We start from the raw sequence: 24,043 nt of genomic DNA, 5'->3' as shown, positions 1-24,043 counted from the left end.
CTGTTCAAGGGCACCCTCAACAGCCCATAACAACAATAAGGAAGCAGAACATGCTTAGTCTCTTCAGGCCTGCGGCGCACATCGACAGGCTCCCGGCCGACAAGGTCGACCCCTTCTACAAACGCATGCGTTGGCAAGTGTTCTTCGGGATCTTCTTCGGTTACGCCGGCTACTATCTGGTGCGGAAAAACTTCAGTCTGGCCATGCCCTACCTGGTCGAGCAGGGGTTTTCCCGCGGAGATCTCGGCTTTGCCCTCTCCGGGGTGTCCATCGCCTATGGTCTCTCCAAGTTCCTGATGGGGAACGTCTCTGACCGCTCCAACGCCCGTTACTTCCTCTCTGCCGGCCTGCTGCTGTCAGCTGCGCTGATGTTCATGATGGGTACCATGCACTGGGCCACCTCCAGCATCGGCATCATGTTCGTGCTCTTGTTCCTGAACGGCTGGGCACAGGGCATGGGCTGGCCGCCCTGCGGTCGCACCATGGTGCACTGGTGGTCACAGAAAGAGCGGGGCGAGGTGGTCTCGGTCTGGAACGTGGCTCACAACGTGGGTGGCGGCATGATTGGTCCGCTGTTTATTCTGGGGATGGGTTGGTTCAACGACTGGCGCAGTGCCTTCTATGTTCCGGCAGCCGCAGCGGCAGCCATCGCGGTGATCGCCTTCTTCGTGATGCGCGATACCCCGCAATCGGTCGGTCTGCCTCCCATCGAGGAGTACAAGAACGACTATCCGAAGGATTACAACGAGAGCCACGAGCAGGAGTTTTCCGCCAAGGAGATCTTCGTCAAGTACGTGCTGCACAACAAACTGCTGTGGTACATCGCCATTGCCAACGCCTTCGTTTACCTCATTCGTTACGGTGTGCTGGACTGGGCGCCGACCTACCTGAAAGAGGCCAAGGATTTCAGCGTCGACAAATCCTCCTGGGCTTACTTCCTCTATGAGTGGGCCGGTATTCCGGGCACCCTGCTGTGCGGCTGGATCTCTGACAAGATGTTCCAGGGCCGCCGTGCTCCGGCCGGTATCCTGTTCATGGTGCTGGTAACCCTGTTCGTGCTGGTCTACTGGCTCAACCCGGCCGGCAACCCGACCGTCGACATGCTGGCACTGGTGGCCATCGGCTTCCTCATCTACGGCCCTGTCATGCTGATCGGTCTCTATGCGCTGGAGCTGGCGCCGAAGAAAGCAGCTGGTACTGCGGCAGGTTTCACCGGTCTGTTTGGTTATCTGGGTGGCGCTGTGGCTGCCAACGCCATGCTGGGCTACACCGTTGACCACTTCGGCTGGGACGGCGGCTTTATGGTGCTGACCGTATCCTGCGTGCTCTCCATCATCTTGCTGGCGATGACCCTCAAGCACGAGAACCTCGCCGTGGCAGCCAGAGCCGAGGCGCATAAGGCATAAAACGTGATCCTCAGCTTATTGATCCCCAAGGGGATCGGGTAAACTGCCAAAAGGCCCCGCACCTGCCGGGGCCTTTTTTCGTCTCATCATCGGAGTGCAAGCGTGAAGCAAACCCAACGACATCTGGAAATCCTGGACGTCCTGACGCGGCAGGGATTTGTCTCGACCGACGATCTGGTGACCCATTTTGATGTCAGTCCCCAGACCATTCGCCGGGATCTGAACGATCTCGCCGAACAGAACAAGATCCGGCGCCATCATGGCGGTGCCTCCCTGCATTCGAGTACCGTCAATACCGCCTACAGCGCCCGCAAAGTGATGCAGCTCAAGGAGAAAGAGCGTATCGCCCGCGAGGTAGCCGCCAATATTCCCGATGGCTCCTCCCTCTTTATCGATATCGGCACCACTACCGAGGCCATTGCCCGTGCCCTGCTTGATCACCGCGAGCTGCGCATCGTCACCAACAACCTCAACGTGGCCAGCATTCTCACCGCCAAGGATGACTTCACCGTTATCATCGCCGGTGGCGAGATCCGCAACCGGGATGGCGGCATCGTGGGGGAGGCAACCCGCGACTTTATCGGCCAGTTCCGCATGGACTATGGCGTCATCGGCATCTCGGGTATCGACAACGACGGCTCCCTTCTCGATTTCGACTATCACGAGGTGAAGATCGCCCAGGCCATCATCGCCCACTCCCGCCAAGTCTTTCTGGCGGCTGACCACACCAAGTTTGGTCGCAATGCCATGGTCAACCTCGGCAACATCAATCAGGTTCACGCGCTCTTTACCGACCAGGAGCCGCCCGAGAAATTGACAAGATTGATGGCCCAGCATCAGGTCGCCTGCCATATCTGCTGATATAGCGCCTGTGTTGTGGAGTTCAGGTCGCCCTGTCGGGCGGCCTCCCTTCCGTTACCCCCCCCTTTGGGGTATTGCGTTCCTGCTCTTCCCCCCTTCGTTTTTTGAACGTCATTGCCATGGTATTGGCAACACCTCCTTTCATTGCCCAACGCGAAGCGCCAAGCCTGTTTGGCTGCACATTGTGATCACACTTTTACAACTAAATGTTCGTTTGATGCTTTTTTATGTTCTAAAATGAGCGAAATCAAACATTGCTGTCATGGCAATCATAAAAATGAAAGTAGGTGAACATGAGCGAACATTATGATCTGGTCGTCGTTGGTGGCGGCATCAACGGGGTAGGCATTGCAGCTGATGCGGCAGGGCGGGGTTTGAAAGTTGCCCTGTTCGAGGCGCAGGATCTCGCCTCAGCCACCTCTTCCAACTCCAGCAAGTTGATCCACGGTGGTCTGCGCTATCTCGAACATTACGAATTCCGGTTGGTGAAAGAGGCGCTGGCGGAGCGGGAGGTGCTGCTCGGCATGGCGCCTCACATCGCCCGTCCCATGCGTTTTCGGTTGCCCCATCGCCCGCACCTGCGTCCGGCCTGGATGATCCGCGCCGGTCTCTTCCTCTATGACAATCTGGCCAAGCGCGACAAGCTCAAGGGGAGCTGTGGCGTGCGCTTCTTGCCGCAAGATGGCCTCACCACCGGTATCAACAAGGGATTCGAGTATTCGGACGCATGGGTCGACGATGCCCGCCTGGTGGTGCTCAACGCCATGATGGCGCGCGACAAGGGGGCCGATGTGCAGACCCGCACCCGCTGCGTCAAGGCGGTGCGCGGCTCCAAGCACTGGACGTTGGCTCTGGAGCGGGAAGGGGGCGAGCAGTTCAGCGTCACTTGCCGCGGTCTGGTCAATGCGGCCGGCCCCTGGGTCAAGACCTTCTATGACGAGAGCCTGCACGAGAAATCCCCGCGCGGCATTCGCCTGATCAAGGGCAGCCACATGATAGTGCCGCGCATCCATGAGCGCGAAGAGGCCTACATCCTGCAAAACGAGGACAACCGCATCGTCTTCGTCATCCCTTATCAGCAGGACTACTCCCTCATCGGCACTACCGATGTGGAGCACAAGGGCAGCCCGCGCGAAGCGAAGATTAGTGACGCCGAGATCAACTACTTGTGCAAGGTGGTCAACGCCCACTTCACCCGCCAGATCGCACCCAAAGACGTGATCTGGACTTATGCCGGGGTGCGTCCGCTGTGCGATGACGAATCCGACTCGCCGCAAGCGGTGACGCGCGACTACACCCTCGAACTCTCCGGTGAATCCGACGGTGCGCCGCTGCTCTCGGTATTTGGCGGCAAGCTCACCACTTACCGCAAGCTGGCTCAGGCCGCCTGCAACAAGCTCAAGCCCTGGTTCAACCAGATGGGGGAGGACTGGACTGCCAGCAGCCGGTTGCCAGGCGGTGAGTTTGACTGCTCGGTTCGCGAGCTGGCACGCGCCTTTGCGCTGGAGTTTGACTGGCTCGATGATCGCAGCGCCCTGCGTATCGCCGAAGCCTATGGCGCCCATGCCCGGCTCTGGCTCAAGGAGCCCCGTGGCCAGCACTTTGGTGCCGGACTATACGAATCTGAGGTTCGCTACCTTATCGAGCGGGAGTGGGCCTGCACTCTGGAAGATATCCTCTGGCGTCGCAGCAAGCTGGGGCTGCGCCTGTCCGATTCCGAGCAACAGCAACTGGGTGAATGGCTGGCACACCATCACCACGGCCTGCGCAAAGCAAGCTGAATCCTCTGAAGGGCGGCCCTGCGTCGCCCTTCCTATAACTGCAATAAACCTCTGATATAACAACTACCTACACACAATAATAAAGAGTGTCACATATGAAAAAACTCACCGTCTCCCTCATTGCGCTAAGCCTTGGGGCATCCCTCTCATTACCTGTTCTGGCCGCCGACGAAGGCAAGATAGTGATCGCTCACCGGGGCGCCTCCGGCTACCTGCCCGAGCACACCCTAGAGTCCAAGGCATTGGCCTACGGAATGGGGGCCGACTATCTGGAGCAGGATCTGGTGATGACCAAGGATGACCAGCTGGTGGTGATGCACGATCACTTCCTCGACGGCATCACCGATGTGGCCGAGCGCTTCCCCGGCCGGGCCCGCCCGGATGGTCGCTACTATGTGGTGGATTTCACCCTGGATGAAGTGCGCTCCCTGCGCATGACCGAGCCGTTCCAGCTGGTGGACGGCAAGCAGGTTCCGGTCTATCCGGCGCGCTTCCCGCTCTGGCAGTCCAGCTTCAAGATCCACACTTTCCAGGAAGAGATCGAGATGATCCAGGGACTCAACAAGAGCACCGGCAAGAACATCGGTATCTACCCGGAGATTAAAGCCCCCTGGCTGTTCCGCCACGAGGGCAAAGACATCTCCAAGGCGGTGCTGAAGGTATTGAAGCAGTACGGCTACACCAGCAAGGATGACAAGGTCTATCTGCAGTGTTTCGACACCAACGAGCTCAAGCGCATCAACAGCGAGCTGATGCCGGCTATGGGCATGGATCTCAAACTGGTGCAGCTGATGGCCGAGACCGACTGGAACGAGACCATGGTCTATGACGCCAAAGGCAAGGCAACCCCCTACAGCTATGACTGGATGTTCAAGCCGGGCGCCATGAAGGAGATCGCCAGTTACGCCGAGGGGATCGGCCCGTGGAAACCGATGATAGTGCCGGAGCCGGGTACCTTGGGTAAACCGACCTTCACCGGCATGGTAAAAGAGGCCCACGCGGCGGGTCTCAAGGTTCACCCATATACCTTCCGTCAGGATGAGGGGCAGATCCCGGCCTATGCGAAAGACTTCACTGATCTGCTCAACATCTTCCTCTATCAGGCCGATGTGGACGGAGTATTCAGCGACTTCCCCGACAAGGCGGTTGCCGTCATCCAAGCCCATGAAGGGACACGGAAATAGTTGGCAAAGTGTCATTTGAATTCAGTGCGGGGCCAGATGGCCTCGCTTTTTATTTAATGGGAGCTGCAAGGGAGTGTGCGCGGTGTCAGAAAATAGCCAAATCACGTCATCGTGTGCCGGATCTGCATCATTTTACGTACTTTTTACGTTGCAGAGCGCTGGCATGAAATCGGCAGAGCGGTTAGTCTAGCGGCGTTGAACCAACCCCAAGAGGTACAGATGAAAACCGTATTGCGTTTTAGCCTGCTGGGCGCCTTGTTGCTGGGTGGCCATGCCTTCGCCGCCGAGCCGAAAAAATTTGATATCAGCATGTTCCCAGCCGCTGACGTGAATCAGGAACGTGTGGTGATCCGCCTGCCTGAAGTCGAAAACGAAGCCGACATGATGGTCGAGCTGCAGGTCGGCAAGAAGATGATGGTTGACTGCAACGTGCCGCGTTTTGCGGGCAACCTGGAACAGCACAGCGTCAAGGGCTGGGGCTACAACTATCTGCAACTGGGTCAGGTCTCTGACCCCATCAGCACCCTGATGGCTTGCCCGGATGGCCAGAAGAAAGAGACCTTCGTCCAGATCTATGGTCAGGGTTTCTTCGTGAACTACAACTCCAAGCTGCCGTTCGTGATCTACGTGCCGCAGGAGTACGAAGTGCGCTACCGTTTGTGGCGTGCCGACAACCTGGCACAGCCAGCCATGATCGAGTAACGATCTTTGCACCAAAAGTTCAGCTGGTTCACCTGACGAAACAAATAAAGCGCCGTATGGCGCTTTATTTTTTGCCCGATTTATCTGAAAACCCCCCGGCAATGTTTACGAAATTTTACATAAGCCTGTTATTTATCAACGATTTTTGTGTGCTTCCCCGCAAAATCGGCCCTGTCTGACGGATAATGCAGCTTCGATGAAAGATATTTATTAACATAGTAAGAAAATTGATTTTGCACTCGGCGATGGCCTGATGATACTTGCCCGCAAAGGTCAAACTAACCAGAAAAAAGAGCATTATGAGCTTCGAATCAGACAAGCGTTTCAACGACTTCAAACATTTTCCCCGTGGCCTGCGTCGCAGTGGCGAATTCACTGTGGCCGAAGCGGATAGTCTGGAAAAATACGGCACCGCCATGCTGTCACTCTATCAGGGCACCCTTGCCCCCCGTGACGATGTAGAGGCTGCCTTCATCGAGCAGGTTAAATCCGGTGCTGCCGGTGCCAACCCCCACGCCAAGGTATGGTTCAAGTACCTCAAGGTGATCGGGCCCAAGCGTGTTCACCGTCTCTGCACCGTCGTTGGCGGCGCCAGCGAAGAGAGCAGCGGTGGCGGCAGCTTTGATGTCGGCGGTGGTAGCGGCGGTGGCAGTGACGAGTCCATCGATTAATGGATACCGAGCTGCTTCGGACCTTTATCGAGGTGAGCAAGACCCGGCACTTTGGCCGGGCTGCTGAAAATCTATATCTGACCCAGTCGGCGGTGAGCTTCAGGATCCGCCAGCTTGAACAGCAACTCGGGGTCAGTCTGTTTGCCCGTCATCGCAACAACATCCGTTTGACAGCCTCCGGTGAGCGTCTGCTGCCCTATGCAGACGCCATTCTCCATACCCTCGGTCGTGCCAAACAGGATGTGGCGTTGTCGCCCGGTTTCAGCCAGCAACTGGCTATCGGTGCTCCCGCCGTCTTCTGGGAGCTCGATTTCAATGACTGGCTCAACCACATCTATGCGCTGGCGCCAGGTTTGGCGGTGCGGCTGGAAACGGCTTCCCGCGAGCACCTCTGCCGTCAGTTGCTGGAGCGCTCCCTCGATCTGGCCCTGCTCTCCGAGCCGACCAAGATCGACGAGATCGCCCTGCACCCCATTGGGGAGCTGGTGTTCGAGTTGGTGAGCCGGGATCCGGCGGCCAATGCCGACAACCTGATGCAGATGCCCCATATCCATCTCGACTGGGGTACCAGCTTTGAGCCGCAGCCGAGCCGGTTGCAGAGCCTGCAAAAGACCCCGGTGCTGCACTCCAGCTCTGCCAGCATGGCGCTGCAATTTGTGCTGGCCAACGGCGGCGCCGCCTATCTGCCGCGGCGCATGGTCAGCCCCTTCCTCGAGAAAGGGGCGTTGCATCTGGTAGAAGGGGGCCAGCCGCTCAGCCGCCCGCTCTATCTTGCCTATCTGGAGAAATCAGATCGCCGCGAGCTGATCGATCAGCTGCTGACATTGCCGCTCGGCTGGCATGATGCCGAACTGCGGCTCGCCGCCGAATAGTTTCTGCCTCATCTTTCGTCACAGCCCACCTCTCGGTGGGCTGTCTATTTCTGGCGCAAAGGCGGGGGAGAGGTCACGTAATTGACGCAGAAGGGTTGGCGTCATCAGCCGGTAACTGTACCTTTTCAGGCTCTTTGTCTGTCAGCCAGTTACAGGGATGCGATTTACAGGGATGAAGTGCACATGATCGACTTTAGTCACCCCGAATGGCGGGCGTTGGCGCAACAGCTGCTCGAGTGTTCGCCTGCGGTGATCCGGGGCCGGCAATGGCAACCGCTGATAGGTCTGCTCAAGGATAACCAGCTGCTGCTTGCCCACGGCAACCATAGCTATGAATTGACTCCGGCCGGGCGCCGCTATCTGACTCGCGAACTGATGCTGGCGGAGATCGCCACGGCGCCGCCTGCGCTGGAGGAGTGGCTGCACGGGCAGGGGTGGCAGCTGGGAGAGCTGGTTAACGAACGGGTGCTCGCCGCGCTCTATCGCAAGAGCGAGGTGAACTTCACCCCCAACGAGCAGATCGACTTCGAAGACAAGGGGATCCGGCTCTGCGCCGATCAGCTGCTGCGCCTGCGCGCCGTCCAGCCGTTCAGCCTCTTTTTCAGCGGTGGCACCCTGCTCGATGCCGCTCCCTGGCTGCAGGCCCTCGGTGAAATAGCGCTCCCCGAGCGTACCCTGGCCAGCCTTGGCAAGATCCTGTGGGGGGAGGGGGAGCTGTTGCGGGTGATTACCACCGATAGCGTCGGTGCCTTTGCCGAGCTACAACTGCCTGTCGGTACTTTGCTGGTGTGGGCGCCGACGGCTGCCCAGCTGGCGCTGCAACAGGTGATCGCTGCGCTGCCACCCAATGTGCAGTGGAGCCACCTGACCTCGCTCGATCCCGCCGGGGTCGACAGGGTGGTGACGCTGGCCCAGCGCTTGAGTCGTCCGCCGAGCTGGTGGCTGCCCAGAACACTGGCTCCCATTATCACCAACTACGCCACCCCGCTCGGGGAGGCTCGTCGCTGGGAACCGAGCCGGATCCCCAAATCCTTGTTGGCAATTTGTAACGGTTTGGTTGAGTCCAATGGTGCCTTGTCGGCCGAGGTGTGCGCCCTTGCACCCGAGTGGCATGCCGTCGGTTGAAATCCCCGCCAGCGCGGGCCAAAAAGCGGTTTTCCCCCACTGAACGCGGTGATATAAAGAGTTGACGAAGCGCTCGCCGGATGGGCGCTTTTGTTTACCACGCCGCTTTGCCACCCAATGAACTCAACGGAATACAGGGAATACCATGTTTGAAAAGGTTGTTGCCGCCCCAGCGGATCCGATCCTGGGCCTGACCGAAGCCTTCCGCGCCGACTCTCGCAGCCACAAAATCAATCTGGGGGTCGGGATCTACAAGGATGAGACCGGTGCCACCCCCATTCTTCACTGCGTCAAGCAAGCTGAGCAGAAGCTCCTGACCGACGAGAAGACCAAGAATTACCTCGGTATTGAAGGCAATATCGAATATGGCCGCATCGTGCAGCAGCTGCTGTTCGGGCAGAACTTCGCGCTGGTCGCCAGCGGCCGAGCCAAGACCGCCCAAGCGCCGGGCGGGACCGGTGCCCTGCGCATCGCTGCCGAATTTGTGGTGCGCAACGGTCTGGCCAAGACCATCTGGATCTCCGATCCCACCTGGGCCAACCATGTCAGCGTGTTCCAGGCCGCGGGTCTGACCGTCAAGTGGTACAAGTACTACGATGCTGCCACCAAGGGGCTCGACTTTGCCGCCATGCAGGCCTCGCTGGCTGAAGTGCAGGCAGGCGATCTGGTGCTGCTGCACGGCTGCTGCCACAACCCGACCGGTATCGACCCCACAGCTGATCAGTGGCGCGCCCTGGCCAAGCAGAGTGCTGCCGCCGGCTGGTTGCCGCTGTTTGACTTCGCCTATCAGGGTTTTGCCCGTGGTATCGAAGAGGATGCCGAAGGTCTGCGCATCTTTGCCGAGTGCCACGACGAGCTGCTGGTGGCGAGCTCCTTCTCCAAGAACTTCGGTCTCTACAACGAGCGGGTCGGTGCCTTCACTCTGGTCAGTGCGACCAAAGAGATCGCCGACGTGGCCTTCACCCAGGTCAAGACCGTCATTCGTGCCAACTACTCCAACCCGCCGTCACACGGCGCGGCCGTCGTCACCGCCGTGGTGAGCGATCCGGCGCTCTATGCCGAATGGATCGAAGAAGTGGCCGCCATGCGGGTGCGCATCCGCGAGATGCGTGAGCTGTTGGTGGAGAAACTGGCCGCGCGCGGCGTGAACCAGGATTTCAGCTTTATCCGCGAGCAGAACGGCATGTTCTCCTTCTCCGGTCTCTCCAAGGATCAGGTTGAGCGCCTCAAGAGCGAGTTTGCCATCTATATCGTCGGCTCCGGCCGGATCAGCGTGGCCGGTATCACCCGTGCCAACATAGATCCGCTCTGTGATGCCATCGCCAAGGTGCTCTAACGCCAGCCGTTAACCGCACTACTGAAAAAGCCCGTCACGCCAGTGACGGGCTTTTTTGATCCAGCCGGGTGAGCGGTTCAGCGAGAGCCCTGCAACCAGCGGCGCAGCTGAAGCACCAGCAAGGTGAGGGCGCCGCCAAGCAGTGCGGTGAGCACCGCCAGCAGCATGCTGCCGAGCAGGAAGGGGGGAACCAGCGTTGCCGCTTCCTGCTCCAGCCAGTGGAGCGTCCAGGTGAGGTGGAAAGGCTCCGGCGTCTTGTGCAGCACCAGACAGCCGGTGCGATAGGCATAGAGGTACATGAAGGGGAGGGTGAGCGGGTTGTTGAACCAGACAGCCAGCAGCGCCAGCGGCAGGTTGAGGCTGAACGCCAGCGCCAGCCCGACCGCGATCAGCGAATGCATCGGGATGGGGAACCAGCAGGCGAAGATGCCGGCCGCCACGGCGCCGCTAAGGGCGCGGGTGCCCCCTTGCCAGAGGGCGGGAGCGAGCAGTCGCTCACCAAACAGGGCAAACCACTTCTGCTTGCGCAGGGTATCGGGATCGATTTTGAAACGGGAGAGCCAGCGACTCAGCATGGGCGTGCCACCTTGCGTTTTTGCCATTGACGCACCGTGCTGATGCGCCAGAAGGTGCGGATCACGGCGTAACCGGTGAGCGAGCTGAGCAGGGCCAGTACCAGCGAGCCCAGCAGGAGCGGCGGGGCGACGGTTTCAAATACCGATGCCAGCCAGGCCCAGGTGAACTGGATGTCGACATGTTGCGAGGTCTGCCCCAGCAACTGGCAACCGACCAGATAGGCGCCATAGAGCATGGGGGGAATGGTCAGTGGATTGGATAGCCAGACCAGCGCCACCGCGAGGGGCAGATTGACCCGGCAGGCGATGGCGAGCCCGGCGGCCAGCAACATCTGGCAGGGGAGCGGCACCCAGGCCATGAACAGCCCCACGGCGAAGGCGCCCGCGGCCGATCGCCGGTTGAGATGCCAGAGATTGGCATCGAGCAGCAGGCGACCAAAGAGGCGCAAGTGCTTGTGTTCTTTCAGGGTTTGCGGGTCGGGCATCCAGCGTTTGATGAGTCGTTTGGGCATATTGAAACCTTGCTAAATACTTGCACCATGGATCTGCGTCTGTTGTCGTTTGCCCTCGGGGCAAGCTCCTCACTGCTCTGGCCATGGTTACCTTCACTTGCATGGGGGGGCCTGTTGCTGTCCCTGCTGGTTCCCCTTGCCTGTTGCCGCGCGTGGCGGCTGCTGTTTCTGCTGCTGGGCATCCTCTGGATGCAGGCCACTCTCTCGTATCATCTGGCCTGGCTGGAGCTGCTTGACAAAAAAACGAGCCATATCATAACCGCACAGCTGCAAAGTGCAGAGTCCGAAGGGGATAAATTTGTCCGGCTGACCCTCAGCGTCCATGAACTGGATGGTCGGCAGCTCCGTCCGTCACCCCTGATCCGGGTCAATGCCTATCAGCAGTTACCGCCCCTGACGGCGGGGAGTGAACTGACGCTGGTGACCACTCTCAAGCCGGCCCACGGCCTTGCCAACGAGGCGGGGATTGATGGCCGCCGCCTGCTGCTTGGCAAGGGGATTACGGCTACCGGCAACCTACGGCGGGTGATCCATATCGCGCCGGTGGCGCCCGGTTTGCGCGAGCGCTGGCTGGCTGCGGCCAACGAGAGCTGGCTCACTCTCTCGCAGGCCCCCTTGCTGGCGGCGCTCACCTTCGGTGAACAGAGCGGTATCACGGATGAGCAGTGGAGCCTGTTTCGCGGCAGCGGGCTGACCCACATCATCGCCATCTCTGGCCAGCACATCGCGCTGGTCGCGGTGCTGGGATGGTGGCTGGGCCGTTTGTTCGGGCTGCGCGGGGCGATCTGTGTGTCGCTGCTGTTTGCCGCCACTTACAGCTGGCTGGCGGGGTTTGCTGTGGCGACCGAGCGGGCTCTCATCATGGTACTGGTCTGGAGTGTGCTGCGCTGGCGACGGCGGGAGTGGCCGGCCTACCGCATCTGGCTCTGGGCTTTTGTGGTGCTGACCCTTTGGGATCCCTTTGCCCTCTACTCAGCAGGGTTCTGGCTCTCGTTTCTGGCGGTCGCTATCTTGCTGCTGGTCGGTTACTTCCATGAAAAACCAACACTCTGGCAGATCCAGCTCTGGATGCTGCTTGGTCTGCTGCCGCTGCAGTTGGCGCTGTTTGAGGGGATTGCGCCGCTCGCCATGGTGATCAACCTGCTGGCGGTACCGCTCTTTTGCATCGTCATTATCCCGCTGGCGCTGATCGGCGTGCTGCTGGCGCCGCTCTCTGGCACGCTCGCCTACGGTTTGTTCTGGCTGGCCAATCTCGGTCTGGAGTGGGTGCTCACCCTGCTCGATATGCTCGCCTCCCGAGTCCAGCTCTGGTGGCCACTGCCGGGCTGGTGGCTGCCGGTGAGCACGCTCTTGCTGTTGCTCTGGTTCTGCTGGCAGTGGCGGGCGGCCCGCTGGCTCTCGCTGCCGGGGCTGCTTGCCCTGACGCTCTTTCTCTGGCCAGCGGCGCCGCGCTGGCAGGTGAGGGTACTCGATGTGGGGCAGGGGTTGGCAGTGCTCATCAGCAAGGGGGATCGCGCCATCCTCTATGACACCGGCGATCGCTATCCCGGCGGCTACAACATGGCGGATGCGGCGATCTTGCCCACCTTGAGCCACCTCGGCATCAGGGTCATCGATCGCCTCATCATCAGCCACAAGGATCGGGATCATGCGGGCAACCGCAAGCGGCTGCTCAGCGCCCTGACGGTGCGCAGCGAGCTCTCCTCCTACCCTTTCACCCCGTCCACCACCCTCTGTCAGCGTGGTCAGGCGTGGTCATGGCAAGGGTTGCAGTTTCGCGTGCTCTGGCCCAAGCAGTCCGGAGGAGGGCACAACAACGATGGCTGCGTGATACGCATCAGCGATGGCGAGCGCAGCGTGCTGCTGAGCGCCGATATCGAACGGCAGGCGGAGCAGCGGCTGGTGGCGCTCGAGGGGGCCGGGCTTGCCAGCACCCTGCTGGTGAGCCCGCACCACGGCAGTCGCACCTCCTCCACCCCGCCTTTTGTCGCAGCCGTGGCGCCTCGTTATGTGGTGCACAGCGCCGGCTTCATGAACCAGTGGGGCTTTCCTCGTCCCGAAGTAGTCGCTCGTTATCAGGAGGCGACCCAGTGGGTGACCGGTCTGGGCGGGGAGGTGGTGATCGCGCCGGTCGCAGGTGGCCTGCAGGTGAAAGCCGAGCGGGATCATGGCCCCTGGTATCGGCAAGCCGGCAACTGGTGGCAGCCAAGAGTATGGGGAGATCGGCCAGACCCATCACCTTGAGCGGAAGTGTTTCTGCAGCTCGTTTTTCCCGCTGACACCATCTTGCACCAACCATATTGTTGCAAATCTCTGCGTCTGAAATGGAATTCAGTCTTACTGGTGAAACAATCAAGGGTCAGCGAGTCGAGCCATGTGGCTCAGGGCGACCAAATCCCGGTGGCCGAATAGCCCCGCAGTGATGTTGCTGGCTGGCCGTGGCTTGCGAGCTCCATGGTATGGTCGGTCGCCGTATGAAAAGGCGAATGTGCGGGATAATCGGGGCGTGATGAAGGCATCTCATCCCTGATTTGGGGGGCGAATCCCTGCTATCTGTATGGTGGCGCTTGGTGGATGTCTACTGTTTGGCTAGAATAGCCCGTCATTTCCATTACCAACGGCTATTCATGCAACAAGAAACTTCACAAGGTAGCTGGCCTGTATTCAAGCGCCTGCTCGGTTATGTCCGTGACCGCAAGCTTGGCCTGATCGGCGGCATCATCGGCATGCTGGGTTATGCCGCTGTCGATACCACCTTCGTTTACTCCATCAAGCCGCTGATCGATCAGGGCATCAATGGCAACGACAGCACTGTATTGAAATGGATGCCTTTCTTCGTCCTTGGCATCGTGGCCCTGCGCGGCGTCGCCAACTTTCTCTCCAACTACTGTATGGCCTGGGTTGGCAACCACGTGGTGATGCGTCTGCAACAGCAGGTGTTCAATCACATGGTGGCGATGCCGATGAGCTTCTTCGACCGCCAGAATACCGGTCATCTGCTCTCCAAGGTGACCTATGACGCCAGTCAGGTCTCCTCGGCAGCCAGTACCACCCTGGTGACGCTGGTGCGGGAAGGGGCGACCGTGGTCGGCCTGCTCGGCCTGATGTTCTGGCACTCCTGGCAGCTGTCGGTGATCTTCCTGGTGGTTGGCCCGCTTGTGGGCATTATCATCGGTCTTATCAGCCGCCGTTTCCGCCAGATCAGCCGTCACATCCAGCAGGCGGTAGGGGATATCACCACCTCCACCGAGCAGATGCTCAAAGGGCACAAAGAGGTGCTGATGTTTGGTGGCCAGAAGGTTGAAGAGAAGCGCTTCTTCCAGGTCAGCAACAACATGCGCCAGCAGACCATGAAGATGGTCGCCGCCGATGCCATCGGCAGCCCGGTGGTGCAGATGGTTGCCTCCATCGCGCTGGCGGCGTTCCTTTACGTCGCGACCATTGACAGCGTCAAATCAACCCTGACTGCCGGTACCTTCACCGTCATGATCACCTCCATGATGATGCTGCTCAAGCCGCTGAAAAGCCTGACCGACGTCAACAACCAGTTCCAGCGTGCTATCACCGCCTGCCACAGCCTGTTTGGCCTGCTCGACACCGAGCCGGAGCAGGATACCGGTACCCGCACTCTGGAGCGCGCCCGCGGCGAGATCGAGTTTCGCAATGTCACCTTCACCTACCCGACCAAGGACACCCCGGCGCTGCACAATGTCAGCTTCAAGGTGGAGGCGGGTAAATCGGTGGCGCTGGTGGGCCGTTCCGGCTCAGGCAAGAGTACCATTGCCAGCCTGTTGACCCGTTTCTACGACATCGATCAGGGGGAGATCCTGCTCGACGGCGTCAACATCCGCGAATACAAGTTGAGCGAGCTGCGCAAGCAGTACGCGCTGGTCTCCCAGCATGTTCACCTGTTCAACGACTCGGTGGCCAACAACATCGCCTACGCCGCGGAAGAGAAATACAGTCTCGACGAGATCAAGCAGGCCGCCCGCATCGCTCATGCCGACGAGTTCGTCAGCAAGATGAGCCACGGTTATGACACTGTGGTCGGCGAGAATGGTGCATCCCTCTCTGGCGGTCAGCGCCAGCGTGTGGCCATCGCCCGCGCCCTGCTGCGCGATGCCCCGGTCTTGCTGCTGGATGAGGCCACCTCGGCCCTCGATACCGAGTCCGAGCGCCACATTCAGGCTGCCATCGACGAGCTGTGCAAGGCGCGTACCTCGCTGGTGATCGCCCACCGCCTCTCCACCATCGAGAAGGCGGACGAGATCCTGGTGATCGACGAAGGCCATATCGTCGAGCGTGGCAACCACGCAGCACTGATGGAGCAGCGTGGCACCTATGCCCAGCTGCGCGCCATTCAGTTTGGCAATGCAGGAAACAAGGCCTGATGCTGGAACGGCTTTGGTATCGCAAAAGTGGCTGGCGCTGGTTGCTGACCCCTTTTGCCCTGCTGTTTGCCATCATCAGCGGCACCCGCCGCTACGCCTATCGCCACCGCTGGCTAAAGGGGTATCGCTCCTCCTTGCCAGTGATCGTGGTGGGCAATATCTCGGTGGGGGGCAACGGCAAGACCCCGGTAGTGGTCTGGCTGGTGGAGCAGTTGCAGGCACGCGGCTATCGCCCCGGGGTGGTGAGCCGTGGTTATGGCGGCAAGGCGCCCCATTACCCATATCGACTCGATGCTGCCAGCACCACGGCGCAGGCGGGGGATGAGCCGGTACTGATTTCCCGGCGCTGCGGCTGCCCGGTGGTGGTCGCCCCGAAACGGGCCGATGCGGTACGTCTGCTGGAGCAGAGCGGCGAGGTGGACATCATCATCACCGACGACGGCCTGCAGCACTACGCGCTGGCACGCGACATCGAGCTGGTGGTGGTGGACGGAGCGCGCCGTTTCGGCAATGCCTGCCTGTTGCCGATGGGGCCGCTGCGTGAGCCGGTCACCCGGCTCAAACGGGTGGACGCGATCATCTGCAACGGCGGTGAACCGGGCAAGGGGGAGTATCCCATGCAACTGGTCGCCGATGCGCCGCGTCGGGTGCGCGATGATGCACCGCTGGCTGCCCCTCTTGCAAGGCCCGTCGATGCGCTGGCAGGGATTGGTCATCCACTCCGTTTCTTCACCACCCTCGAGGGGCTCGGTTATCAGCTGGATCAGCAGGTTGCCTACGGCGATCACCACCCCTTCGATCGGGATGAGCTGGTGGGCCGCTTTGCCAGCAAGCCTCTGCTGATGACCGAGAAGGATGCGGTCAAGTGCCGCTCGTTTGCCCTCGATAACTGGTGGTATCTGCCGGTCAGCGCCGAATTGCCCGCCTCCCTGCTCGATGCCCTGCTGCACAAGTTGGGGACGAAGGGGAAGGGCGCAGCCAAGGCGCAAGATTAATCTCTCTCGCCTCGGCGGGGGAGCAGGGGGGTGATATGCCCCGTATGGAATATCTGGTTGCTCGACATCCATCGCTGGCGTGATGAATCCGCCAGCGCGACATCGTTGAAGGAGTATCGTTTTGGCTTTGGACATCAAGTTGCTCGACATCATCGCCTGCCCGGTCTGCAAGGGTAAGCTGCACTACAACAAGGCCGTGCATGAGCTGGTCTGCCGCTTTGACAAGCTGGCCTATCCGCTGGAAGAGGGGATCCCGGTGCTGCTGGAGAACCGCGCCCGTCCGCTCAATAGCGACGAGCTGCCGTCATGAGTTTCGTCGTTGTCATTCCTGCCCGCTACGCCTCTACCCGGCTGCCGGGCAAGCCGCTGGCTGACATCCATGGCAAGCCCATGGTGCAGCACGTGGTGGAAAAGGCCCTGCAATCCGGTGCCGATCGGGTGATTGTTGCCACTGACGATGCCCGGGTACAGCAGGCACTGCTGACCACCGGCGTCGAGGTGTGCATGACCTCACCGGATCACCAGTCCGGTACCGAGCGTCTGGCGGAAGTGTGCCGTCACTACGGTTTTGCCGCCGATACCATCATCGTCAATGTGCAGGGGGATGAGCCGCTTATTCCGCCCGCCATCATTCGTCAGGTGGCGGACAATCTGGCCGCCGCCACAGCGCCGATGGCGACGTTGTCGGTGCCGATCAAGGATGCCGAAGAGGCGTTCAACCCCAATGCGGTCAAGGTGGTAACTGACAAGGATGGCTACGCCCTCTACTTCAGTCGCGCCACCATCCCTTGGGATCGGGATCGCTTTGCCAACAGTCACGAGCAGATTGGCGATCATTACCAGCGTCATATCGGCATCTATGCCTATCGCGCCGGCTTCATCCAGCGTTATGTGGACTGGGTGCCGAGCGTGCTGGAGCAGGTCGAGGCGCTGGAGCAGCTGCGGGTGCTCTGGTACGGGGAGAAGATCCACGTGGCTCAGGCGCTCGAAGCGCCACCGGTTGGTGTCGATACCCAGGCCGATCTGGAGAAGGTGCGAGCCTTCCTGGCGGGTTGACCCGGCAGGCTGAAGATAAGAAAAACGGTGTCGCAAGACGCCGTTTTTTGTTTTGAGTATCTCGATAATTATCTGATTACAAACACTATAAATGCGCTTTATCAAACTTTTGGCGTGCATGGTTTGCCAAAGCGGCGAGTTTGGTTATGATGCAAGACGCCCTGTTAACCCTAACCGGGCGGCCAAAACGAGATAAAAAACGGGGTGTTTGGGTGATAAATGTATTCCTGGTCGATGACCATGAGCTGGTGCGTACAGGGATAAGACGCATTCTGGAAGATGTTCGCGGGATCAAGGTGGTAGGCGAAGCACAGAGTGGCGAAAACGCAGTTGCTTTCTGTCGTCAGCACCATCCGGACGTGATCCTGATGGACATGAACATGCCGGGTATTGGTGGTCTGGAAGCGACCCGCAAAATTCTGCGGATCCGCCCCGATGTGCGCATCATAGTGCTGACCATCCACTCAGAAAATCCCTTCCCGACCAAGGTGATGCAGGCCGGTGCCGCCGGTTATCTGACCAAGGGGGCCGGGCCGGACGAGATGATTCAGGCGATCCGGTTGGTGCACTCCGGTCAACGCTACATCTCCCCGGAGATCGCCCAGCAGATGGCCTTGAGCCAGTTTGCCTCGGCGGACGAGAACCCCTTCAAGTCCCTCTCCGAGCGGGAGCTGCAGATCATGATGATGATCACTAAGGGGCAGAAGGTGACCGATATCTCCGAGCAGCTCAACCTGAGCCCGAAAACGGTCAACAGCTACCGCTACCGACTGTTCAGCAAGCTGGGGATCAACGGTGACGTGGAGCTGACCCATCTGGCCATTCGCTACGGCATGCTGGATGCCGACACCCTGTAACCGGGGTACTGTGGTCACCAAGGCGGCATCTGCCGCCTTTTGCTTTTTAGCCCCCTTTTGCATTTCAATGAGTGGGCGCAGTATGCTCTCCCCGTCTTTTTGCCATCATCCGTTGAGTCGAGTTGCCGATGACCCTCTCTCCCGAGCCCCTTTTTGACAGCAAAGCCTTTCTCGCCGCCGTGACGCACCAGAGCGGTGTCTACCGCATGTATGACAGCGGCGGTACCGTCATCTACGTGGGCAAGGCCAAGGATCTGAAAAAACGGCTCGCCTCCTACTTTCGGGCCAACGTCGACAGCATCAAGACCCGTACTCTGGTACGCCAGATCGCCGATATCCAGGTCACTGTCACCCACACCGAGACCGAGGCGCTGATCCTCGAGCACAACCTGATCAAGCAGTACCAGCCCCGTTACAACGTGCTGCTGCGGGACGACAAATCCTATCCCTGGATCATCATCACCGCGCACCAGCATCCGCGCATCGGCGTGCATCGCGGTGCCCGCAAGATCAAGGGGGAGTACTTCGGCCCGTACCCTTCCGGCGGCGCGGTGCGCGAGAGCCTGCACCTGATGCAGAAGATCTTTCCGGTGCGCCAATGCGAGGATGCGGTCTATGCCAACCGCACCCGTCCCTGCCTGCTCTATCAGCTCAAACGCTGCGCTGGCCCTTGCGTGCCCGGACTGGTGAGCGAGGCCGAATATGCCCAGCAGGTGGAGCTGGCCAAGCTGTTTCTGGCGGGCAAGAACCAGCAGGTGATTGGCGAGCTGGTGGGCAAGATGGAGTCCGCCAGCGGTGATCTGCGCTTTGAAGAGGCGGCCCGCTACCGGGATCAGATCCTGGCGCTGCGTCGGGTCACTGAGCAGCAGTCGGTGAGCGGCAACGTACTGGACGAGCTGGATGTGGTGGGGGTCGCCTTCGAACAGGGGGCGGCTTGCATCCATGTGCTCTTTATCCGTCAGGGCAAGGTGCTCGGCTCGCGCAGCTACTTCCCAAAAGTGCCGGCCGATACCCAGCTCGACGAGGTGGTGCAATCCTTCCTGCTGCAGTTCTATCTGTCGGGGCAGGGAGGACGGCAGATCCCGAGCGAGGTGCTGCTCGATGTGGCGCTGGAGGATGAGAACGTCATCGCCGAAACCCTGAGTCAGACCGCGGGTTACAAGGTGCGGGTGGTGAGCCGCACCCGTGCTGAACGGGCCCGTTTCATCAAGCTCGCCTCCATCAATGCCGAGACGGCGCTGCGCTCGCGGCTTGCCCACAAGAGCACCATTACCGCTCGTTATGACCAGCTGGAAGAGCTGCTGGAACTGGAGCGCCCCATCGCCCGCATGGAGTGTTTCGATATTTCCCACACCATGGGGGAGCGCACGGTGGCCTCCTGCGTGGTGTTCAACCGGGAGGGGCCGCTTTCCTCCGAATATCGCCGCTTCAATATCGATGGCATCACCGGCGGCGATGACTACGCGGCCATGGAGCAGGCGCTGGAGCGCCGCTTTGGCAAGCAGCAGGAGCCGGACAAGGTGCCGGACGTGCTCTTTATCGATGGCGGCCTCGGCCAGCTGCGCCGCGCCGAAGAGATCCTGGCGCGCCAGCTGGAGTTCCTCGGCGGCAAATACCCGCTGCTGGTGGGCATTGCCAAGGGGGTGACCCGCAAGGCGGGGTTGGAAACGCTCATCATGGGGGAGAGCCACGAAGAGTTGCATTTGCCGGCAGATATGCCCGCTTTGCACCTTATTCAGCATATTCGCGATGAATCCCACCGTTTTGCCATTACCGGCCACCGGGCACGGCGAGCCAAAGCCCGCACCAGCAGCACGCTGGAGGATATTCCGGGAGTGGGGCCGAAGCGGCGTCAGGCACTGCTCAAATATCTGGGCGGTTTGCAGGAGGTGAAAAAGGCGAGTGTGGATGAACTGGCCAAGGTGCCCGGCATCAGTCAGGAGCTGGCCCAAGCCATCCACGATGGCCTGCATTCAGCCTGAGTGTTGAATGACACTGTTTTTTTCATGTGATGATTAACCGGGAACATTCGCTAACTCCTTGATGCACAAGAGCCGTGACGCAGGGGGGCCGTAAATGCCATAATGGCGCGGTATTGCGAAAGGGTTGATGGATTAAAAAAGACCAAGACGGGCGTCAGTGCGGTTGCATCGCAAATCGGCTTTGGCGCACTATGTAGCGACGTACAAGAAGTGGCTGAAAATAATGACAAACATACCTAACATGCTGACGTTTTTCCGGATTTTGCTCATTCCCGTCTTCGTCATCCTGTTCTATCTGCCTTATCAGTGGTCCTATCTGGCCGCTGCCATCGTCTTTATTCTGGCCGCTGCCACCGACTGGTTTGATGGCTATCTTGCCCGCAAGCTCAATCAATCCACCGCCTTCGGTGCCTTCCTCGACCCGGTCGCCGACAAGATCATGGTGGCTACGGCACTGGTCATCATCGTCGAACACTACAACACCATCTGGGTCACCATTCCCGCCATGACCATGATTGGCCGCGAGATCATCATCTCCGCCCTGCGCGAGTGGATGGCTGAGCTCGGCAAGCGCTCTTCGGTGGCCGTGAGCTGGATTGGAAAATGGAAGACCATGATCCAGATGGTGTCGCTGACCGGTCTTATCTGGCAGTACAACGTCTGGATGGTGTGGCTGGCCTACGTGCTGCTCTATGTCGCTACCGTGCTCACCTTCTGGTCCATGTTCCAGTACATGAAGGCGGCGTGGAGCGATCTGACCCATCACTCCAGCTTCTGAGTTATCAGGCAGTAACAGGCCGTTTCTCGCAATTTCAGACAAGAAACGGCCAAAGGCGCTAAAAGTGTGCAAAAAGGGCAAAAAACGCCCGAACGATCAGTTAATTAAATATTTCTGGTTGACTGGGCGGGGAACATCGCTAGAATGCGTCCTCGTAGTCAGGCAGTCAGCCAGACCAATGCGGGAATAGCTCAGTTGGTAGAGCACGACCTTGCCAAGGTCGGGGTCGCGAGTTCGAGTCTCGTTTCCCGCTCCAAATTCAGACAATAGAGAGCCAACTCTCTTTTGCATGGCGCGTTAGCAAAGCGGTTATGCAGCGGATTGCAAATCCGTTTAGTCCGGTTCGACTCCGGAACGTGCCTCCATATTGACAAGCCCGCGGCGCGAGCTTGATACCGATTACGGTGCCCGAGTGGTGAAATCGGTAGACACAAGGGATTTAAAATCCCTCGACGTTCGCGTCGTGCCGGTTCGATTCCGGCCTCGGGCACCATTAAAATCAAAGAGTTACGAAAGGCCACTAGAAATAGTGGCCTTTTTATTTTGTCTAAGTGGTGCCAAAGTGGCGACAGCGATTGTGTCGAGTCCACAGCCTCATAACAACAAAGCCTGCTGAAGGCAGGCTTTTATAGGGTCTGTATATAGCCGAGGAATTTACCGCGTGGGGTAGGGTATGGCCGATTACTTCCACCACTCCTTGCTCGGTAAGTTATTCCATTCTCCAATCGGGTATTCATGGCCATTGAAGCGCAGTGTGGTGCTCAATGTTCTCTTACTGGTGGTTTGAGAGGTGCCGTCCTGCTCTACGGTCTCTGTTTTCGCTTTGGTTACTACTCTCAGATCGTGCAGCCCGTTAGATATCCCTGGCAGGACTTGGATGTAGGATATTCCTTGTTCTAAATCAATTTTCTCTGGTAAGCAGGGCACGCCCTTTCGGATGTAGGTGTGCAGCATAGGGGCACCGTTCATGACGTGTTGAAGGGTTCCATTATGTTGTCTGAATAGATGTAAGAATCTGGATCTAAAACCGTCAGCACAGGAGGGACCATAGCCGATATCCAATCTCACGCCAAAGGCCCGTTCTCCTTTGGCCAGTAGGTAAGGTGCTGTGTCGAGCCATATACTGGAGCTCCCAATTCTTATGCTGGCATCTTCTTCAATAGGCTCCTCGAACCGCTGTTGTACTTTCCCTTGGGAAATGAGTTCTACTCGCCAGACACTCGTGGGTAGAGACATTTCATCATGGCGATCTGCACTATCTGGGAAAATGTAGGAGGTCAATGTCACTTCTGGCTGGTTTGGTAAAGTCTTACATGCGCTGGCAGTCAGTTCGGTGTCTGAAGGCAAACTTGCCTTGATAGCAGCTAGTTGTTCTGAAGAGCAAACTTGTTCTCCGTCAGCCCATGCGCCAGAACTAATCCCTTGGAGCAACAGCGTGGATATTGCTGCACTCACTTTCCACGCGAGTGATTTTGTTATCACTATCACTTTCTCCTTGCTAAGGACGCATATTGGTTGTTGAGTTTTATGCGGGCTGGCACTGTAACAATATTTTAGGGGTTGTGCGAGTCTGTATCATGGGCGCGTCACATAACCCCATCACCAACTGGCCTCAATACAACAAGTCTTTGATTAACCGTGGTTCACTCACCTTCTGGGTTGATGCCGAGGCCATGAGCAACTGGTTTCACCACGACCATCATGGGCGGAGGGGCCGCAGTGTAGTGGTCTAATCATCCCGGACACCATTTTAGGTGGTACAGTCGCCACCATGACCTGAGGTGTTCAATGACAAGATTACGTCGCTCATTTACTGCCGAATTCAAACTCGAAACCGCATCCCTGGTGCTTGACCAGGGATATTCTGTCCCTGAAGCCAGCCGTTCACTGGATGTCGGTGAAACCGTACTGTGCCGCTGGGTTCAGCAACTGCAATCCGAACGAACTGGCACAACCCCAATCAGCAAAGCGCTGACTCCTGAGCAGCAGAAAATCCAGGAGCTGGAAGCCCGCATCAATCGACTCGAACGTGAAAAGGACATTCTAAAAAAGGCTACTGCTCTCTTGATGGCGGACGAGTTCACACGTACGCGCTGATAGACCGATTAAGGGAGCAAGCCCCCATCACCTTGGTCTGTTGCGCTTTCGATGTGCCCACTTCCTGTTTTTACGATTATCTGGCCCGCAGGCGGGCGATTAACCGTGAGCGCATGCAACAGCGCTCTGAGTTGCGCCGTTTGTTCAAAGAAAGCCGGAACTCAGCGGGCAGCCGCGCCTTGATGTCGATGATGCGGGAGTTGGGGTATCAGATTGGTCGATTCAAAGTACGTAACCTGATGAAGGAAGCCGGTCGGGTATCCAAGCAACCGGGCGCTCATAGCTATCAGGTCGCTCGGTCTGAGCGACCGGATATTCCCACCCAATCTGCTGGCCCGCGAATTTGATGTCCAGCAACCTAATCAGGTGTGGTGTGGCGATATCACCTACGTCTGGGCAGGTGGTCGTTGGCATTACCTGGCAGCGGTTCTTGACCTGCACACCCGGCGGGTCGTGGGCTGGGCGATGTCTGATAAACCTGATGCGGAATTGGCAATCAAAGCACTGGAGATGGCCTATCAGCAGCGGGGTTGCCCATGCGGTGTGCTGTTTCACTCCGACCAGGGCAGCCAATATGGCAGCCGGGCATTTCGGCAACGACTGTGGCGCTATCGCATGACCCAGAGTATGAGTCGGCGTGGAAACTGCTGGGATAACGCCCCGATGGAACGGTTGTTCAGAAGCCTGAAGTCAGAGTGGCTCCCGGCTATGGGATATATGAGCTTGCGAGAGGCGAAACGAGATATCAGTTATTACCTGATGGATTACTACAACTGGCGGCGTCCACATCACCACAATGACGGGATACCGCCAGCAAAAGCCGAGGTTCGGCCTAACCAAGTGTCCGGATTTAGTTGACCAC

The 24,043-nt window shown here is 58.9% G+C and carries 20 protein-coding genes, 3 tRNA genes and 2 pseudogenes; 22 read left to right on the top strand and 3 right to left on the bottom strand.

What is annotated here, in order from left to right:
• Window positions 1-50 precede the first annotated feature (50 nt).
• The 9 genes from glpT (at window position 51) to AACS24_RS17890 (ending at window position 9,938) form a co-directional block, all read left to right on the top strand.
• On the top strand, window positions 51-1,406 hold the full coding sequence (glpT, locus tag AACS24_RS17930) for a glycerol-3-phosphate transporter (protein ID WP_108571523.1): 1,356 nt from the start codon (window positions 51-53) through the stop codon (window positions 1,404-1,406).
• A 102-nt stretch (window positions 1,407-1,508) separates the two neighbouring features.
• Window positions 1,509-2,267 carry a DeoR/GlpR family transcriptional regulator gene (locus AACS24_RS17925; protein WP_033112910.1) on the top strand — a complete coding sequence of 253 codons (759 nt, stop codon included), beginning with the start codon at window positions 1,509-1,511 and terminating at the stop codon, window positions 2,265-2,267.
• A 293-nt stretch (window positions 2,268-2,560) separates the two neighbouring features.
• The gene (glpD, locus tag AACS24_RS17920; protein WP_108571522.1) at window positions 2,561-4,048 is read left to right on the top strand and encodes a glycerol-3-phosphate dehydrogenase; all 1,488 of its coding nucleotides are present in this window, start codon (window positions 2,561-2,563) and stop codon (window positions 4,046-4,048) included.
• 95 nt (window positions 4,049-4,143) lie between these two features.
• Window positions 4,144-5,232 carry a glycerophosphodiester phosphodiesterase gene (gene glpQ, locus AACS24_RS17915; RefSeq protein WP_108571521.1) on the top strand — a complete coding sequence of 363 codons (1,089 nt, stop codon included), beginning with the start codon at window positions 4,144-4,146 and terminating at the stop codon, window positions 5,230-5,232.
• Window positions 5,233-5,451: 219 nt separating this feature from the next.
• A complete protein-coding gene (gene eco, locus AACS24_RS17910) occupies window positions 5,452-5,934 on the top strand; it encodes a serine protease inhibitor ecotin (protein ID WP_033112907.1) in 483 nt (160 codons plus the stop codon).
• Between the two features lie 299 nt (window positions 5,935-6,233).
• A complete protein-coding gene (gene maoP / locus AACS24_RS17905) occupies window positions 6,234-6,605 on the top strand; it encodes a DUF413 domain-containing protein (protein ID WP_033112906.1) in 372 nt (123 codons plus the stop codon).
• Complete coding sequence (hdfR, locus tag AACS24_RS17900; RefSeq protein ID WP_041208513.1) at window positions 6,605-7,477, top strand: HTH-type transcriptional regulator HdfR; 873 nt, start codon at window positions 6,605-6,607, stop codon at window positions 7,475-7,477. Before maoP ends, hdfR begins: the two co-directional genes overlap by 1 nt.
• A 183-nt stretch (window positions 7,478-7,660) precedes the next feature.
• Window positions 7,661-8,602 carry a hypothetical protein gene (locus tag AACS24_RS17895; RefSeq protein WP_181364225.1) on the top strand — a complete coding sequence of 314 codons (942 nt, stop codon included), beginning with the start codon at window positions 7,661-7,663 and terminating at the stop codon, window positions 8,600-8,602.
• Between the two features lie 145 nt (window positions 8,603-8,747).
• Window positions 8,748-9,938, top strand: coding sequence for an amino acid aminotransferase (locus AACS24_RS17890; RefSeq protein ID WP_108571519.1), 1,191 nt, complete (start codon window positions 8,748-8,750; stop codon window positions 9,936-9,938).
• Between the two features lie 77 nt (window positions 9,939-10,015).
• On the opposite strand, the gene AACS24_RS17885 is transcribed toward AACS24_RS17890, so the two are convergent.
• Window positions 10,016-10,513: a DUF2062 domain-containing protein gene (locus AACS24_RS17885; RefSeq protein ID WP_033112902.1), complete on the bottom strand. Its 498-nt coding sequence runs from the start codon at window positions 10,511-10,513 to the stop codon at window positions 10,016-10,018.
• The gene (locus tag AACS24_RS17880) at window positions 10,507-11,025 is read right to left on the bottom strand and encodes a DUF2062 domain-containing protein (protein WP_033112901.1); all 519 of its coding nucleotides are present in this window, start codon (window positions 11,023-11,025) and stop codon (window positions 10,507-10,509) included. Before AACS24_RS17880 ends, AACS24_RS17885 begins: the two co-directional genes overlap by 7 nt.
• 27 nt (window positions 11,026-11,052) lie before the next feature.
• Between AACS24_RS17880 and AACS24_RS17875 the strand changes: the two genes are divergently transcribed.
• From AACS24_RS17875 to AACS24_RS17825, 11 genes are all read left to right on the top strand, one after another.
• Window positions 11,053-13,269, top strand: a complete 2,217-nt coding sequence (locus AACS24_RS17875; RefSeq protein WP_108571518.1) for a DNA internalization-related competence protein ComEC/Rec2 — start codon at window positions 11,053-11,055, stop codon at window positions 13,267-13,269.
• Window positions 13,270-13,652: 383 nt separating this feature from the next.
• Entirely contained in the window at window positions 13,653-15,416 is a 1,764-nt protein-coding gene (msbA, locus tag AACS24_RS17870; protein ID WP_108571517.1) for a lipid A ABC transporter ATP-binding protein/permease MsbA, read from the top strand.
• Window positions 15,416-16,411: a tetraacyldisaccharide 4'-kinase gene (gene lpxK / locus AACS24_RS17865; protein ID WP_108571516.1), complete on the top strand. Its 996-nt coding sequence runs from the start codon at window positions 15,416-15,418 to the stop codon at window positions 16,409-16,411. Before msbA ends, lpxK begins: the two co-directional genes overlap by 1 nt.
• Before the next feature lie 121 nt (window positions 16,412-16,532).
• Complete coding sequence (locus AACS24_RS17860) at window positions 16,533-16,721, top strand: Trm112 family protein (protein ID WP_005347033.1); 189 nt, start codon at window positions 16,533-16,535, stop codon at window positions 16,719-16,721.
• Window positions 16,718-17,467 (top strand): 3-deoxy-manno-octulosonate cytidylyltransferase, encoded by a 750-nt coding sequence (gene kdsB / locus AACS24_RS17855; RefSeq protein ID WP_108571515.1) that lies wholly within the window; start codon window positions 16,718-16,720, stop codon window positions 17,465-17,467. The genes AACS24_RS17860 and kdsB overlap by 4 nt, the downstream gene beginning before the upstream one ends.
• A 212-nt stretch (window positions 17,468-17,679) precedes the next feature.
• A complete protein-coding gene (uvrY, locus tag AACS24_RS17850; protein WP_033112896.1) occupies window positions 17,680-18,324 on the top strand; it encodes a UvrY/SirA/GacA family response regulator transcription factor in 645 nt (214 codons plus the stop codon).
• Between the two features lie 128 nt (window positions 18,325-18,452).
• The gene (uvrC, locus tag AACS24_RS17845) at window positions 18,453-20,306 is read left to right on the top strand and encodes an excinuclease ABC subunit UvrC (RefSeq protein WP_041208502.1); all 1,854 of its coding nucleotides are present in this window, start codon (window positions 18,453-18,455) and stop codon (window positions 20,304-20,306) included.
• A 223-nt stretch (window positions 20,307-20,529) separates the two neighbouring features.
• Window positions 20,530-21,084: a CDP-diacylglycerol--glycerol-3-phosphate 3-phosphatidyltransferase gene (pgsA, locus tag AACS24_RS17840; protein ID WP_041208501.1), complete on the top strand. Its 555-nt coding sequence runs from the start codon at window positions 20,530-20,532 to the stop codon at window positions 21,082-21,084.
• A gap of 180 nt (window positions 21,085-21,264) precedes the next feature.
• Window positions 21,265-21,340 (top strand) — tRNA-Gly (locus AACS24_RS17835).
• A 35-nt stretch (window positions 21,341-21,375) separates the two neighbouring features.
• Window positions 21,376-21,449, top strand: a tRNA-Cys gene (locus AACS24_RS17830).
• Window positions 21,450-21,490: 41 nt separating this feature from the next.
• A tRNA-Leu gene (locus AACS24_RS17825) sits at window positions 21,491-21,577 on the top strand.
• 188 nt (window positions 21,578-21,765) lie between these two features.
• Here AACS24_RS17825 and AACS24_RS17820 read toward each other — a convergent pair.
• Window positions 21,766-22,572: a hypothetical protein gene (locus tag AACS24_RS17820; protein ID WP_146181426.1), complete on the bottom strand. Its 807-nt coding sequence runs from the start codon at window positions 22,570-22,572 to the stop codon at window positions 21,766-21,768.
• A gap of 89 nt (window positions 22,573-22,661) precedes the next feature.
• Between AACS24_RS17820 and AACS24_RS17815 the strand changes: the two are divergent.
• Both AACS24_RS17815 and AACS24_RS21990 read left to right on the top strand, forming a co-directional pair.
• A pseudogene (locus tag AACS24_RS17815) lies at window positions 22,662-22,805 on the top strand (IS5/IS1182 family transposase); the annotation flags it as partial.
• 67 nt (window positions 22,806-22,872) lie between these two features.
• Window positions 22,873-24,039: pseudogene (locus tag AACS24_RS21990) on the top strand (IS3 family transposase).
• Window positions 24,040-24,043 lie beyond the last annotated feature (4 nt).

The sequence above is a fragment of the Aeromonas sp. HMWF016 genome, assembly GCF_963878195.1.
Classification (GTDB): domain Bacteria; phylum Pseudomonadota; class Gammaproteobacteria; order Enterobacterales; family Aeromonadaceae; genus Aeromonas; species Aeromonas lacus.
The sequence above is the reverse complement of the archived record's forward strand: the minus strand, read 5'-3'. Positions and strand labels throughout refer to the sequence as shown.